Annotated in this window: 11 protein-coding genes; 2 read left to right on the top strand and 9 right to left on the bottom strand. The window is 67.1% G+C overall.

Annotation, left to right across the window (positions count from 1 at the left end; genetic code table 11):
* Positions 1 to 39 precede the first annotated feature (39 nt).
* Positions 40 to 1,281 (bottom strand): ABC transporter substrate-binding protein, encoded by a 1,242-nt coding sequence (locus DM194_RS15735; protein ID WP_111068485.1) that lies wholly within the window; start codon positions 1,279 to 1,281, stop codon positions 40 to 42.
* Between the two features lie 5 nt (positions 1,282 to 1,286).
* On the bottom strand, positions 1,287 to 2,141 hold the full coding sequence (locus DM194_RS15740) for a GntR family transcriptional regulator (protein ID WP_111068486.1): 855 nt from the start codon (positions 2,139 to 2,141) through the stop codon (positions 1,287 to 1,289).
* A gap of 501 nt (positions 2,142 to 2,642) precedes the next feature.
* Between DM194_RS15740 and DM194_RS15745 the strand changes: the two genes are divergently transcribed.
* A complete protein-coding gene (locus DM194_RS15745) occupies positions 2,643 to 4,334 on the top strand; it encodes a methyl-accepting chemotaxis protein (RefSeq protein WP_111068487.1) in 1,692 nt (563 codons plus the stop codon).
* 60 nt (positions 4,335 to 4,394) lie between these two features.
* Here the strand turns inward: DM194_RS15745 and DM194_RS15750 are convergent, their stop codons facing one another.
* The gene (locus DM194_RS15750) at positions 4,395 to 6,017 is read right to left on the bottom strand and encodes an ABC-F family ATP-binding cassette domain-containing protein (RefSeq protein WP_111068488.1); all 1,623 of its coding nucleotides are present in this window, start codon (positions 6,015 to 6,017) and stop codon (positions 4,395 to 4,397) included.
* A gap of 149 nt (positions 6,018 to 6,166) precedes the next feature.
* The gene (locus DM194_RS15755; protein WP_111068489.1) at positions 6,167 to 6,403 is read right to left on the bottom strand and encodes a hypothetical protein; all 237 of its coding nucleotides are present in this window, start codon (positions 6,401 to 6,403) and stop codon (positions 6,167 to 6,169) included.
* Positions 6,404 to 6,578: 175 nt separating this feature from the next.
* On the opposite strand from DM194_RS15755, the gene bla reads away from it, so the two are divergent.
* Complete coding sequence (gene bla, locus DM194_RS15760; protein ID WP_111068490.1) at positions 6,579 to 7,490, top strand: class A beta-lactamase; 912 nt, start codon at positions 6,579 to 6,581, stop codon at positions 7,488 to 7,490.
* A gap of 6 nt (positions 7,491 to 7,496) precedes the next feature.
* On the opposite strand, the gene DM194_RS15765 is transcribed toward bla, so the two are convergent.
* The 5 genes from DM194_RS15765 to DM194_RS15785 form a co-directional block, all read right to left on the bottom strand.
* Entirely contained in the window at positions 7,497 to 7,688 is a 192-nt protein-coding gene (locus DM194_RS15765; protein ID WP_246024352.1) for a hypothetical protein, read from the bottom strand.
* A 102-nt stretch (positions 7,689 to 7,790) separates the two neighbouring features.
* Entirely contained in the window at positions 7,791 to 8,282 is a 492-nt protein-coding gene (locus tag DM194_RS15770; protein WP_111068492.1) for a hypothetical protein, read from the bottom strand.
* A gap of 21 nt (positions 8,283 to 8,303) precedes the next feature.
* Positions 8,304 to 10,349, bottom strand: a complete 2,046-nt coding sequence (locus tag DM194_RS15775; RefSeq protein ID WP_246024353.1) for a protein kinase family protein — start codon at positions 10,347 to 10,349, stop codon at positions 8,304 to 8,306.
* Positions 10,350 to 10,498: 149 nt separating this feature from the next.
* Complete coding sequence (locus DM194_RS15780) at positions 10,499 to 12,106, bottom strand: sensor histidine kinase (protein WP_162630087.1); 1,608 nt, start codon at positions 12,104 to 12,106, stop codon at positions 10,499 to 10,501.
* Between the two features lie 349 nt (positions 12,107 to 12,455).
* Positions 12,456 to 14,291 (bottom strand): PHA/PHB synthase family protein, encoded by a 1,836-nt coding sequence (locus DM194_RS15785; RefSeq protein WP_111068495.1) that lies wholly within the window; start codon positions 14,289 to 14,291, stop codon positions 12,456 to 12,458.
* Between the last annotated feature and the right edge of the window lie 225 nt (positions 14,292 to 14,516).

Below are 14,516 nucleotides of genomic sequence, written 5' to 3' on the forward strand. Positions count from 1 at the left end.
GGGGGAGGGGACTGCGGAGGTGCGGCGGCGGAAAAAGGATCAGGCCGCCGGGAAGTTGGTTTTCGCCTCGGCGAACGCTTCGGGGTAGATCACGTTGATGTCGCTGCCCTGGATCTGGGTGTTGATCGGGGTGGCGCCCTCGTTCTGGCCGTTCACGAACTTCGTCGGGCCATAGGGCATGATGTGCCCGGCGAAGCTGGAGGCGTTCAGCGCCTCGATGATCTTCCTGCGGTCGGTGGAGGCGGCGCGCTCGATGGCGTCGGCCAGCAGCAGCAGGTTCGAATAGTTCAGCGGCACATTGTAGGCGAAGGACTTGCCCTGCTCCTCCACCGCCTTGCGCAGGGCCAGCGCCTTCGGGTTCTTCGGATCGTGCCAGTGGTTGCAGTCGATGACGTTCTGGGCCGCCTGCGGGAATTCCTTGACGAAGCGCCCGTTCGACGCGGCGCCGCCGAGAATGGCGTAGATGCCCTTCGGCTTGATGCGCTGCTGCTGCATCGTGCGGGCGAGCAGCACGAACTCGCCGTAATAGTTGGATGGGATCACCAGATCCGGGTTCAGCGAGCGGATGCGCAGCGCCACGTTGGACATGTCGCGCGCCGGGGTCGGATGGGCGATGGTCTCCAGCACCTCGAAGCCGCGCTTGGGCAGTTCGGTCTGCAGCAGCTTGGCGAGGCCGGAGCCGAACAGCCCGTCCTCATGCACCAGCACGACGGTCTTGGCCGGCTTGCCCGCCATTTCGTTGATGGCGGTGAGATTGTCGAGCGCCACCGTGGTGACCTTGCCGAAGCCGGGGCTGAAGCGGAAGGTGTTGGCGAGGCCGCGCGACATGATCTGGTCCGACACGCCGACATCGACCAGATAGGGCAGGTCGTAGCGCGCCGCCGCCTGGGACGCGGCAAGGCAGATCGGGCTGGCGAAGCCGCCGACGATGGCCGACACGCCTTCCGCCTGCATGCGTTCCACCTCCTGCGTGCCGGCTTCGGGGGTGGAGCGGGCGTCGCCGAACACCATCTCGATCTTCGCGCCGCCCAGCGACTTGATGCCGCCCGCCGCGTTGATCTCCTTGATCGCCATCTCGGCGCCCAGCCGGCCGAGATCGCCGTCATGGGCGAGCGCGCCGGTCACCGGCTGGAGGATGCCGACCTTCACCACCGGGGTCTGCGCCCGCAGAACCGACGGGGCGAAGGGCAGCGCCGTCACGGCGGCAGCGGCGGCGCCGGCCTTCAGCACGGTACGGCGGGAAACGGCGCAAATCGCGGGATCCTGAACCGAACGTCCCATAACGCTCAACTCCTCTGTTTGATGACCCGCGGGTTGCGGGCGGGCTTTTCGCCCGATTTGCTTTTGTCGGATTTGCTCTTGTCGGTGACGCGCGGCCAGCCGAGCGCCGGACTCCAGCGCCGTTCGCCGTCGTTGCCGGTGCGCACCAGATCCATGTGGAAGCTGTAGCGGTCGGGCCGGTACTGCGCGTGCAGATGCTCGACGCCGCGGCCCGACGGCTCGTAGACGATGCGGGTCAGGGTCAGAAGGGGCGATCCGATCTCCAGATCCAGCGCCGCCGCGGCTTCCGGCCCGGCCAGCGTGGCGTTGATCGCCTGGGTGGCGCGGTCGGTCTCCACCCCCGACCGTTCGATCAGCTCCAGCAGCGGACGCGCCGCCAGCTCCGCCTCCGAATAGGTCAGGCCGATCCATTCCGGCACATGGGTGGTCAGGTAGGAGAACGGCTCCCCATCGATCAGGCGCACGCGCACAGACCGCTGGACCCGCTCCCCCGGCTGCAGCCCCAGGCTGGCGGCAATGGCTTCGGGCGGCGTGGCATAGCCGAAGGACAGCAGCCGCACGTCGGTGCTGCGCCCCATGTCGATCAGGTGCGACAGCACGTTGGACAGGTCGGCGACGATCGGGCGGACGGCGCGCGTGTCGTGGACGAAGGTGCCGGAGCCGGGCTTGCGCTGCACCAGCCCTTCCTTTTCCAGCAGATCCAGCGCGCGGCGCACGGTGACCCGCGACACGGCATGTTCCGCCGCCAGCGCCGGTTCGCCCGGCAGGCGTGCGCCCGGCGGCAGTTCGCCGGTGACGATGCGGTCGCGCAGCAGCAGATAGATCCTGCGCGCCTTCAGGGGTTCGACCGCCGACTTCACAGTTCTCCGCCTCCCCCTGTTGCTGGAAAAGTCGCTGGAAACCGTCGCCTGTCTCTTTATCAGACAGGAATCTGTATGATCCATAATACAGGTTTGGTCAACAGCGATGTTCGGGGTGGGAACGGTCCGTGTGGCGAGCAGCCGGTAACCCGATCCGGCTTTGGGCGTACTGGAGCCGTAGGCGGTGATGCCCTTCCCAAATGCCGGCGGGCGACTGGAAGGGTGGCGCAAGATAGCGTGCGGCCATGGTGAATTGATTAAAAAGAAATAAAATTCCTCTATTTTGAAATATGAAAACCACAGGAAGTCCGGTCGATATTGCTCCGCATATTTTTGCGATCAAATCTTACAGACCCGCAACAAATTTAGCCTGAAAGTTATGGAGAAATCAGGGTTTACCTTAGCTCGTTCCGTCTTTCCCGCGAACTATCTCTCGCATCCGGGAGCGAGTGATTTCAGCTGCCGGCCCATGCATGGGCGCAACAAGGGAGAGACAGGCAAATGTCATGGGTCGCCGATACCACCGTCCGGACGAAATCTCTGGTCAGTTTTGCCTTCATCATGCTGTTCACCTTCGGTCTCGGCATTTTCGCCATCGACCGTCTCGCCAGCGTGAACCAGGAGGCGGGGGAGGTTCGCGACAACTGGCTGCCCAGCCTCAATGCCATCGGGGTGATGCGCGGGGAATTCGATTTCTACCGGACCCTCGAAGGGGGTCATATCGCCTCCCAGTCGCCCGAGGACATAAAGATCGAAGAAGAGGCCATGCAGGTCGCGCTGAACGACCTGGAAAAGGCAAGGAAGGACTATGCCGCGCTCCTGACCCCGGGATGGGAGACGGAGAATTACCGCAAGTTCATCACGCTCTGGGAGAGCTACCTGTCCATCAGCCGGCAGAAGCTCCTGCCCCTCTCACGGGAGAACAGGAGCGAGGAGGCGGCGGCTCTCTTTCGCGGGGAGTCCCGCACCGCCTACCGGGCGGCAAAGAAAGTTCTGGTCGAATTGGCGGATTTCAACGCCCGGAGCGGAGCCGAGGCGGCGAGCCGAGGCGAACAGGTCTATCTGAAAAGCAAAACCCTGATCGTCGTGGCGCTCGGCATCGTCATGGCGGTCTGTATGGGGGCGGCTTGGATGATGATCGTGACGGTTTCGCGGCCGATCCAGGCGATGACCGGCATGATGGGGCGTCTTGCCGCCCGTGACCTGTCGACCGAAGTGACGGGCACCCGGCGCGGCGACGAGCTCGGCGCCATGGCGCGGGCGGTCCAGGTGTTCAAGGACGGGCTGGTGCAGGCCGACCGTCTGGCGGCGGAGCAGGCGGCGGAGCAGGCCGCGAAGCAACGCCGGGCCGAGCGGATCGAGCATCTGATTTCCGACTTCGACCGGGTTGCCGCGTCGGCCCTGCGCACCGTGTCGTCGGCGGCTTCGGAACTGGACGCGACGGCCCAGAGCATGGTGGCGATGGCGCAGCAGACCAACACCCAGGCCGGCGCCGTGGCGGCGGCGGCCGAACAGACCAGCGCCAATGTGCAGACCGTCGCCACCGCGACGGAGGAGATGAGCAGTTCGATCCGCGAGATCGGCCAGCGGGTTTCCAACTCCACCCGCATCGCCGGGCAGGCGGTGGAAGAGGCGTCGCGGACCAACGACACGATGCGCGGTCTGACCGACGCCGCCCAGCGGATCGGCGAGGTGGTGAACCTCATCACCAACATCGCCAACCAGACCAACCTGCTGGCGCTGAACGCCACCATCGAGGCTGCACGGGCCGGCGAGGCGGGCAAGGGCTTCGCCGTCGTCGCCGGGGAGGTGAAGTCGCTGGCCTCCCAGACCGCCAGGGCCACCGACGAGATCGCCGGCCAGATCGCCGAAATCCAGGCGGCGACGTCGGGCGCCGTCGCCGCCATCGGCGGGATCAGCGGCACCATCGCCAGCATCAACGACATCTCCACCGCCATCGCGGCGGCGATCGAGGAGCAGGGGGCGGTGACCGGCGAAATCTCCCGCAACGTGCAGCAGGCAGCGGTCGGGACCCAGGAGGTTTCCGTCAACATCACCCAGGTGACGCAGACCGCCGGCGAAACCGGCAGCGCCGCCGGTCAGGTCCAGTCGGCCGCCGGCGAACTGGCCCGGCAGGCCGAAACCCTGCGCCGGGAGGTGGAGCAGTTCCTGGCGTCGATCAAGGCGGCGTGATGCCGGCGGGAGCGCCGCGCCGCAGATCGGCGCTCCCGATGCCACTGCGGTGCCGTCCGATCAGCTGTGCAGGCCCGGCGCTTCCTGGCCGGTGCTCGCCACATACTCGGTGTAGCCGCCGCCATACTGGTGGATGCCGTCCGGCGTCAGTTCCAGCACGCGGTTGGACAGCGCGGCCAGGAAATGACGGTCGTGCGAGACGAACAGCATGGTGCCCTCATACGCCCCCAGCGCCGCGATCAGCATCTGCTTGGTGTCGAGGTCCAGGTGGTTGGTCGGCTCGTCGAGCACCAGGAAGTTCGGCGGATTGAACAGCATGATCGCCATCACCAGCCGCGCCTTCTCGCCGCCCGACAGCACGCGGCATTTCTTCTCCACGTCGTCGCCGGAAAAGCCGAAGCAGCCGGCCAGCGCCCGCAGCGATCCCTGGCTCGCCTGGGGAAAATGCGCCTCCAGCGTTTCGAAGATGGTCTGGTCGCCGTCCAGCAGTTCCATGGCGTGCTGGGAGAAATAGCCCATCTTGACGCTGCCGCCGACGGTGACGGTGCCGGTGTCGGGCTCGGTCACGCCGGCGATCAGCTTCAGCAGCGTCGACTTGCCGGCGCCGTTGACGCCCATGACGCACCAGCGTTCCTTGCGGCGGATGGTCAGGTCGAGCCCCTGGTAGATGGCCCGGCTGCCATAGCCCTTGTGGACGTTCTTCAGCACCGCCACGTCGTCGCCGGAGCGCGGGGCCGGCGGGAAGTCGAAGGTCACCACCTGCCGCCGCTTGGGCGGTTCGAAACGTTCGATCTTGTCGAGCTTCTTCACCCGGCTCTGCACCTGGGAGGCATGGGAGGCGCGGGCCTTGAACCGCTCGATGAACTTCAGTTCCTTCGCCAGCATCGCCTGCTGCCGTTCGAACTGCGCCTCCTGCTGCTTTTCCTTCAGCGCCCGCTGCTTTTCGTAGAAGGTGTAGTCGCCGGAATAGCTGGTCAGCGTTCCGCCATCGATCTCGATGATCTTGGTGACGATGCGGTTCATGAACTCGCGGTCGTGCGAGGTCATCAGCAGGGCGCCCTCATAGCCCTTCAGGAAGCCTTCCAGCCAGATCAGGCTTTCGATGTCCAGATGGTTGCTCGGCTCGTCCAGCAGCATGGCGTCGGGCCGCATCAGCAGGATGCGGGCGAGCGCCACGCGCATCTTCCAGCCGCCGGACAGGGCGCCGACGTCGCCGTCCATCATCTCCTGGCTGAAGCTGAGACCGGCCAGCACCTCGCGCGCCTTGCCCTCCAGCTCGTAGCCGCCCAGCTCGTCGAAGCGCGCCTGCACCTCGCCGTAGCGCTCGATGATGGCGTCCATCTCGTCGGCACGGTCAGGGTCGGCCATGGCCGCTTCCAGCTCCGCCAACTCCGCCGCGACGACGCTGACCGGACCGGCGCCGTCCATGACCTCGGCCACCGCGCTGCGGCCGGACATCTCGCCGACATCCTGGTTGAAATAGCCGATGCTGACCTGCTTCTCGATGGCGACCTGACCGCCGTCCGGCTGCTCCTCGCCGGTGATCATGCGGAACAGGGTCGTCTTGCCCGCACCGTTGGGACCGACGAGACCGACCTTTTCACCGCGGTTCAGTGCCGCAGAGGCCTCCAGAAAAAGAATGCGGTGACCATTCTGCTTGCTGACATTGTCGAAACGAATCATATCCGGCTGAATTCCCGTGGCGTGATTGGCCCCTTATGCCACAGGAAGCCCGGCGGGGCAGAGTCCTGATCGCCGGATTCCGGGATGCCGGGAGGGCGGCCGCAGCCAAGCCCGGCCATGGCCGGGCCGCGGAGCGGAGCCGCCGGTCCTCAGCCGATCCGCCGCAGGACCAGCCCGGTCGCGGCGATGCGGAACCCGCCGTCCGCCGTCTCCTCCACCCCGTCGCCGCCGTCCAGGCGATAGCTCTTGCCTTCCGGCACCCAGCCGGCCGGGCCGCGGAATGTGACCATCTGGACGTAGCGGGTGATCTCCACGACCGAATGGACGGTGCCGTCCTCGGCCCGCGCCTCGAACCGGCCGGTTTCCATGTCCTGACGCAACGGCATCCGCCTGCTCCCTTCGCCCATCGCTGGCGCTCCATAGGGTGCCATGGCGGCGGCGGGCCGGGGAAGCTCTTCCGCCATTAGTTTTCTTTGGGGCTTCCGCGAGGAAACCTCGTTTGTTCCTGTGCCGCCGGGTTTCTATCGTCCGGCCATCGCAACGGCAAGGATGGAGGTCGCAATGATCGGAAGACGGGGATTCCTGGTGGCGATGGGCGGGGTGGCGACGGGCGGGGCGCTGCTGCTTCCGGCAACCGTGGTACAGGGGGCGCAGGCGGCCAAAGACAAGGAATCCGCGGCGGATGGGCTGGCGGCGCGCATGGCGGCGCTGGAGGGGCGGACCGGCGGGCGGCTGGGTGTCGCCATGCTCGACACCGGAACGGGCCGGCTGCAGGGCTGGCGCATGGACGAGCGGTTCCCGATGTGCAGCACCTTCAAATTTCTATTGGCTGCCGCCGTGCTGAAGGCGGTGGACCAGGGCAGGGAAAAGCTGGACCGGCGGATTCCGGTGACGGAGGCCGATCTGGTGCCCTATGCGCCCTTCGCCGAGACCCGGCTGAACGGCACGCCGCCGACGGTGGCGGAGCTGTGCGAGGCGACGATGACGCTCAGCGACAATGTGGCGGCCAACCTTCTGTTGCCGGGGGTCGGCAACCCGGCCGGTCTCACCGCCTTCCTGCGGGGCATCGGTGACGGGATCACCCGGCTGGACCGCAACGAGCCGACGCTGAACTCCGCCATTCCCGGCGATCCGCGCGACACCACCACCCCCGCGGCCATGGCGCGCAGCATGGAACGGCTCATGGTCGGCGAGGTGCTGCGTCCGGAGTCCCGCCGGCAGCTGATCGATTGGATGATCGCCAACAAGACCGGCGACAAGCGGTTGCGCGCCGGACTGCCGGCCGGCTGGCGGGTGGGCGACAAGACGGGGACCGGCACCAACGGCACCGCCAACGACATCGCCATCCTCTGGCCGGACAACCGCCCGCCGCTGCTGGTCGCCAGCTACCTGACCCAGACGGCGAAGGGCTTCAAGCAGCACGATTCCATCCACGCCGAGGTGGCGCGGGCGGTGGCCGAACTCGTCGGCTGAGGCCGGTTAGACAGGCGTATCGGCGGGAACCGAATGCGGCGGCCGGGTCCATCTGACGATGGCCCGTACGGCGTTGAGGGCGTTCACATTGTCCTGAATGGGGAAATGCCGCCGCAACTCGACGACCGCCGCCCATTCGCCGCTTTCGTGAAACGCCTTCTGAATGGCGGCGGCTTCAACCTGGCTGACGCTGAACATTCCGATCCCCCGCCCGACCCCGCGGTCCGTGCCGCCGATCATGCCCCGCGGCCGGGTTCGGTTGCAAGGGGGCGGGCGGTCGCAAGGGGGGCGTCACGCCCGTCACGCCCCTTCCGGCTCGGTGCCCGGTTCCGGGCCGCCGGACTCGTCGAAATAATCGCCGGCGACGTCCGGCCCCCATTCCTGGACCAGCGCCACCTTCTTCTGCTTCAGCACCTCCACCCGCTTTTCGGCGCGGGCGACCTCCATGCCGGCGACCAGCGGCGGAATGCCGTAATACAGGCCCCACCCGACGGCGGCGGCGCTGTACATCACCAGCCAGGCCAGCGGGTCGGCGAAGATCTTCGCGGCGGCGCCGATGGTGTGCTGGTGCTTCCACAAATCGATGGCGAAGGGCATGCAGCCGCAGAAATTCAGCCCGCCGACGGTGATCGGCGCCGATTTGTCGGGATCGCGGTCGGCGATATAGGCGACGATGGTCGGGATCATCCCGACGGTGAACAGGATGGTGGTCGGCAGCACGATCAGCGCCGCCGGGATGATCAGCAGGATCAGCGTGAGGGCGCCGCCCTTCTTCTTTTTCTTGCGCGCCATGGCGATCCCCCCGTTATTCGGTCAGAAGGCGAAGATCAGGATGATGCCGGCGACCAGCAGGGTCGACAGCAGGCTGGACACGATGGCGGCGACCTGCCGGCCCGAGGTCTCGATGATGGCGTTGCGGTCGGCGATGGTGTGGCGGATCTTATCCATCTCCGCATCCGCCTCGCGATAGGCGATCTGCGCCGCCTCGAACTCCAGCCGGTCGCGGCGCAGCGCCTCGGGATCGTCGACCACCTTCAGCAGTTCGGTCAGCCGGCCGTTGTGCGCGGCGGCGTCGGCCATCTTGCGCACTTCCTGCTGCTGGGGCCGGTTGTGGAAGCGGCGGAAGGCGGGGTCGAGCAGCGCCACCACCCAGGAGGCCAGATGGGTCAGCCCGTCCACCCCGGTGCGGGCCTGGATGTCGGACAGGATGGTCAGCATGGCGATGACCCGCCGCATCGGCTCCACCCCGCTGCCGAGCTGGGTGAACAGCAGCTCGTCCCCGCGCTTGTTGCGGGCGCCGAGGAAGGCGGCGATCTGCCGGTCGATGGGATCCTTGTGCCGTTCGCCGCCGGCCGCGATCCAGTCCAGCGCCCGCAGCAGTTCGGCCGGGCTGGTCGGCAGCTGCTTGGCGACCAGGGCGCTCATGCAGGGCATGGTCGGGTTCATCTCGTACAGCACCCGCTCCACCCCCAGCCCGTGGGAGGAGCGGTCGAGGAAGCCGCGCAGCTGGTCGAAGCTCTGCACCAGCGGAACGAATTCCGGCTTGAAGTCGGTCTGGACGTTGACCCAGAACATCGGCAGCTGGTTGGCGATCACCTCCGCCACCGCCTGGGGGGATTCGCCGCGCATGAAGGCGTCGGCCAGCATGGTGGCGATGCCGTCCGGCATCATCGCCCGCCCGCGATAGCGGATGGGGGCGGCGGGGTCGAGCGCGATGCAGACGCGCGCCACCAGCCGGTCGCCCTGGCTGCCGCCCTTGCCGCTGGACGCGGTCTGGATGGCGTTGGCGACCGCCTCGGCCCGCACCTCGTCTCCCATCGACCGGCGCAGCCATTTGTCCAGCTCGCCGCTTTCGATCACGCTGGCGGCGGCGGGGGCATGGCGGGCGAAGGCGCGGGCCAGCGTGCGGCAGTGCCAGTATTCCGATCCCTGGAATTCCAGCGGCCGGGCGGCGCGGCGGGAGATCTGCGGCTGTTTCGGGCTGAGACGGCGGCCGGCCACCCACAGGTCGAGGTCGTTCAGGGTCCAGCGCTGCTTCGGGTCGTCCACCAGCAGGCCGCGCACCGCCTCGTTGATCGCCAGCGGCAGCCGGTGCTGCTGGACCAGGGCCGGGTAGGATCCGCGCTCCATCTTCGCCTGCAGCACGGCGTCGTCGTCCAGCCCGGCCAGCGGGTTGCGGCCCAGCGCCAGGATCAGCAGGGTGACGCCCAGAGAATAGAGGTCGTCGGCGATGGTGCCGGTGCCGCGGCCGGCCGGGTTGGCCATGCCGCGCTCGATCGTCTCCAGCAGCACCGGCTGGCCGTAGCCCGGCTGCGTCGACACGCAGTCGCCCAGCATCAGCCCGCCGGATGCGAGATCGCGGTAGAACAGGTTGGTCGGGCGGATCGCGCCATGAATCACGCCGCGGCTCGACAGCTCCTTCAGCGCCGACACCAGCGGGTGGATGATCTGCCGGGTCAGCTGGTCTTCCGGCATCGGATCCAGCGTGTCGGTCAGCGATCCCATCAGCCGCTTGCCGCCCGGCCGTTCGAACACCAGGCAATAGCGGCGCCCGCGGTCCTGCGGCCAGTCCACCAGACCCCAGTCGAGCAGCCGCATGTGGGTGGCGTTGTCGAGGCTGCCGACGGTGGAGCAGATGTCCATCCGCGGCAGCATCGCGGCGTGGCAGATGATCGCGAAGGGCTCGATCCGCTTCTCGCGCAGCGCCTTGGCGGTGAAGGCGTTGCCGCCGACCGCATTCAGCAGGGGGATCGGCGCGCCGGGCTGGATTTCGTAGCGTTCGGCGAGCTTGACCGGTTCGGCGTTGCCCATCGCTGCCGCTGCGGTTCCCATCGTACCAGTCTGGGCGTCGGAAGGCATGGACGGCGGATCCCCGGGGCGTGCGAATGTGCGCAAGCCTTAGGTGGCGTGAAAAGGGCAAACAAACCCTTAACGTGCGCGTGCCTAACACTATCGGATTGGACCGGAAAGGAAAACCCCTGCGGCGAAGCGGCGGCAACGGGCCGGCGTCACGCCATCTCCGGTTCCTTCCCGACCCGGAACGACAGCCCCAGGGAGGTGCCGCCCTCGGCGCCCCAGTCCGGTGTCGCCCCGATCTGTTCGGCCAGCATCGAGATCAGGCGCATGCCGGACGACCGGGTCCGGTTCGGCGCCAGCCCGACCCCGTCGTCGGACAGCCGCAGGCGGACCTGTCCCGGTTCCGGCATGGCAAGGTCGAGGCTGATGGTCCCGGCCCGGTCGGGGAAGGCATGCTTGGCGCTGTTGGTGATGAACTCATTGGCGATCAGGCCAAGCGAAACGGCGGTATCGTGGCCGACATGGACCTCGCCGACCGCCGCTTCGAAGCGGATGGCCCCGGCATGACCGCCCCCATGGAGGGCGACGGTGTTCGCGCACAGTTCGCGCAGATAGCCGCCCAACTCGATCCGGCCGATCAGGTTGGCCTCGTACAGCCGGCTGTGGGCGAGCCGGAGCGCTTCGATGCGGCCTTCCAGTTCCTTCAGAATGTGTTGGGTCTCGTCGTTCCTGCTCTTCTGGCTTTCCAGCGCGAGCAGGGCCATGATCGCCTGCAGATCGTTCTTCACCCGATGCTGCAATTCCCGCATCGCGGTCATCCGCTGCTCGTCCGCTTTGCGCAGCTGGTCGGTGGCTTGCCTCATGCTGTCGTAGACGGAGGTCAGCTCCTCCATGTCGACGGGCGGCGGCGGCGGCAGGGCGGCGCCGGGCGCCTGCATCGCATCGGCCATCCGCGCCAGACCGACGACGGAGCGGGAGAGCCGGCGGGCATAGCGCAGGACCAGCAGCGACGCTGCCCCGAGAGTGAGGCCGCAGAGCGCCATGCTCGCCCACAGCGACCGGTGCAACGGTTCCTGGAAGAAGGCGGCGGGTGCCGCGAGGGTGACCGTCCAGCCGGAGACCGCGGAGCGCGAGAAGGCCAGGGTTTGTTGCTCTCCCTCCAGGGAAGGGCCTTCCGACCGCCCCTCGGGCGCCGATTGGATCGCCTCCCTCATCCAGCTGCGATCTGGCTGGCCGACATATCGCTCGCTGGCGCGGGTCCGGGCGATGACGATGCCGTTCCGGTCGAGGATGCCGGCAACCCAGCCCGCAGGGATGTGCTGGTCGCGCAGGAGTTCTTCCCATTTGGATGCCGCGACCTCCGCCACCAGCGCGAAGTTCCGGCCATCCCCGGCCCGGACCGGCACCAGGACCGCTGCAAGGGGGGGCGTCGAAACGGGATCGGACATCAGGCCGGTGACCTGGGGATGTCCGCTGCCGATGGCCTCGGCGATCTGGGTCGAGACATCGGCCGCCAGGGGCGCCGGGGTTCCATAGGGAACCGCGGTGCTGAACAGCATGCTGCCGTCGGCGTCGCGCAGGCTCACGGCCGACCAGTTGGGATGCATCGCCTGAACGGTCCGGGCGATGCGGCGGAGCTGCTCGGGATCGCCGTATTCGGTCACGGCCGCGCCGATGCTCTCCAGTGCCGCCCTGGTGACGAGCAACTGCTGGTCGAGGGCGGCGGACAGCGCATGGGCGGTCATCGACATCTCGGCTTCCGCGAAGTCGAGTTGCTCGGAGATGGTATAGGTGGCCAGTCCGATAGCGATCAGCGCCATTGACCCCAAGGCCGTGACCACGATCCCAAGCAGATGGGAGCTTATGTTCCTTTGTGTCGACCGCGCCCCAAGAAGAGAATCAGAAGAGAAAATCAATCCCATTTCCCAACTGTCCGGCATCCGTTTCCGTTGTCTTCGGCACCCTGGCCGGCGGCGGGCGAGGGTGTTGAGACCCGTCTCGCCGGCTGAGTCGGGCAGCTGTAGCATGTCAGTCAGCGATCGCTCCTTGACCGCGGTCAAGTTGGGGGCGGGGGCTCCGATCCTGAGTCGGAGGCATGTCCGACGGGCAAAGAAAAAGCCCCTCTCCGCCGGGAGAGGGGCTTTCGCCGGGTTTGCCCGCTGGCCGGGCCTACTCGTTCTTGACCTTGACGTAGGAGCCGGGGGCGTCCTCCAGGACGGGGAGGGCGCCGTCGCCGGGCTGACGGGCCGGAACCTTGCCGTTGGCGAACTGGCCGACCCACTTGTTCCATTCCGGCCACCAGGAGCCGGGGGTCTGGGTCGCCTTCTCCAGCCACTCGTCCGGGGTCTTGGCCAGCTTGTCGCTGGTCCAGTAGCAGTACTTGTTGGCCGCGGGCGGGTTGACGACGCCGGCGATGTGGCCGGAGGCGCCGAGCACGAACTTGACCGGGCCGCTGAACAGCTGGGCGCCGCTGTAGGTGCTCTTCCACGGGGCGATGTGGTCTTCGCGGGCCGACAGGAACAGCGACGGAACCTTGATCTTGCCCAGGTCGATCGGAACGCCCTTAAGCGTCACGGCCCCCGGCTGCGCCAGCTGGTTCTTCTGGTACATGTTGCGCAGGTAGAAGCTGTGCATCGCCGCGGGCATGCGGGTGCTGTCGCCGTTCCAGTACAGCAGGTCGAACGGGAACGGATCCTTGCCCAGCAGGTAGTTGTTGACGACGAACGACCAGATCAGGTCGTTGGCGCGCAGCATGTTGAAGGTGGTCGCCATCTTGGAGCCGTCGAGATAGCCCTGCTCGGCCATCTGCCCCTCGATGAAGGTCAGCTGCTCCTCGTCGATGAAGACCGACAGCTCGCCGGCTTCGGTGAAGTCCAGCATGGTGGTGAAGAAGGTGGCCGACTTGATGCGGTCGTCCTTCTTGGCCGCCATGTAGGCCAGGGTCGAGGCCAGCAGCGTGCCGCCCAGGCAATAGCCGATGGCGTTGACGTCCTTCTCGCCGGTCGCCTTCTCGATGGCGTCCAGCGCCGCCAGCGGGCCTTCGACCATGTAGTCCTCGAAGCCCTTGGCCGCCAGCGTCTCGTCCGGGTTGACCCAGGACAGGACGAAGACGGTGTGGCCCTGGTCGACCGCCCACTTGATGAAGCTGTTCTTCTCGCGCAGGTCCAGGATGTAGAACTTGTTGATCCAGGGCGGCACGATCATCAGCGGGCGCTTGTTCACGTCCGGCGTGGTCGGCGTGTACTGGATCAGCTGCATCAGGCTGGTCTGGAAGACGACCTTGCCCGGCGTGACCGCGATGTTCTTGCCCAGCTGGAAGGCGTCGTAATCGGTCATGGAGATGCGCAGCTCGCCCTTGCCGCGCTCCAGATCCTTCAGCAGATGCTCCAGGCCCTTGACCAGATTCTCGCCGCCGCTCTCGATGGTGGCGCGCAGGACCTCCGGGTTCGTCATGACGAAGTTGGAGGGCGCCATCGCGTCGACGAACTGGCGGGTGTAGAAATCGACCTTCTTGGCGGTGTGGTCGTCCAGCCCCTCGACCTGGTTGACGGTCGACTGCATCCACCGGGCGCTCAGCAGGTAGGACTGCTTGATGAAGTCGAACAGCGTGTTCTCGTCCCAGGCGGCGTCCTTGAAACGGCGGTCGTCCTTGGCGGGGGCGATGACCGGCTGCGTCTCCTGCCCGAAGAAGCGCTGGGTGGTGCGCTGCCACAGGGTCAGGTAATCCTGCCACAGCGACATCTGCGCCTGCATCAGCTTGGCCGGGTCGGCCATCATGCGGGTGGTCATCTCGAGGAAGGCATGGCCGACGCCCATCGGGTCCGGGCTCTTCGGGCCGGCGCCGTCGGACGCCTGCCGCGCGAGGAACTCGGACACCAGCCGCTGGCTCTGCTCGGCGATCCGGGTCATCGCCCGCGACATCTCGACCGGGTCGGGCAGCTTGACGTCGGGCACCTGGGGTGAAGCCGGGGTGGAAGCCTGAGGGGGGGCCTTGGTCTCGGCCATGTGCACGGTCCTTCTTCGTTGGGCGGGTGTCGCATCGTCGGTCGGCATCGTCCGCATGGCTCAGTTAGGGCTTTGGGCCTCGCGGGCGGGCGGCTATACAGGCTTGCGGTCGATGAATTCGGGGTGTGCTCTGCACCATGTCGCTGTGGGTTGCGTGCGGCAATCCGACCTTCGGGTGCGGTGCGGGAGAAATCCGGAGCTTCTCATACACCGCTGGTGTGAACA

This window comes from Azospirillum ramasamyi, assembly GCF_003233655.1.
Taxonomy (GTDB): domain Bacteria; phylum Pseudomonadota; class Alphaproteobacteria; order Azospirillales; family Azospirillaceae; genus Azospirillum; species Azospirillum ramasamyi.

What these genes read in the sequence shown, in the direction of transcription:
- DM194_RS15735 (WP_111068485.1), bottom strand. Translation starts at nt 1,281, where the DNA reads ATGGGACGTTCGGTTCAGGATCCCGCGATTTGCGCCGTTTCCCGCCGT.
- DM194_RS15745 (WP_111068487.1), top strand. Translation starts at nt 2,643, where the DNA reads ATGTCATGGGTCGCCGATACCACCGTCCGGACGAAATCTCTGGTCAGT.
- DM194_RS15750 (WP_111068488.1), bottom strand. Translation starts at nt 6,017, where the DNA reads ATGATTCGTTTCGACAATGTCAGCAAGCAGAATGGTCACCGCATTCTT.
- DM194_RS15755 (WP_111068489.1), bottom strand. Translation starts at nt 6,403, where the DNA reads ATGCCGTTGCGTCAGGACATGGAAACCGGCCGGTTCGAGGCGCGGGCC.
- bla (WP_111068490.1), top strand. Translation starts at nt 6,579, where the DNA reads ATGATCGGAAGACGGGGATTCCTGGTGGCGATGGGCGGGGTGGCGACG.
- DM194_RS15765 (WP_246024352.1), bottom strand. Translation starts at nt 7,688, where the DNA reads ATGTTCAGCGTCAGCCAGGTTGAAGCCGCCGCCATTCAGAAGGCGTTT.
- DM194_RS15770 (WP_111068492.1), bottom strand. Translation starts at nt 8,282, where the DNA reads ATGGCGCGCAAGAAAAAGAAGAAGGGCGGCGCCCTCACGCTGATCCTG.
- DM194_RS15775 (WP_246024353.1), bottom strand. Translation starts at nt 10,349, where the DNA reads ATGCCTTCCGACGCCCAGACTGGTACGATGGGAACCGCAGCGGCAGCG.
- DM194_RS15780 (WP_162630087.1), bottom strand. Translation starts at nt 12,106, where the DNA reads ATGGCGCTGATCGCTATCGGACTGGCCACCTATACCATCTCCGAGCAA.
- DM194_RS15785 (WP_111068495.1), bottom strand. Translation starts at nt 14,291, where the DNA reads ATGGCCGAGACCAAGGCCCCCCCTCAGGCTTCCACCCCGGCTTCACCC.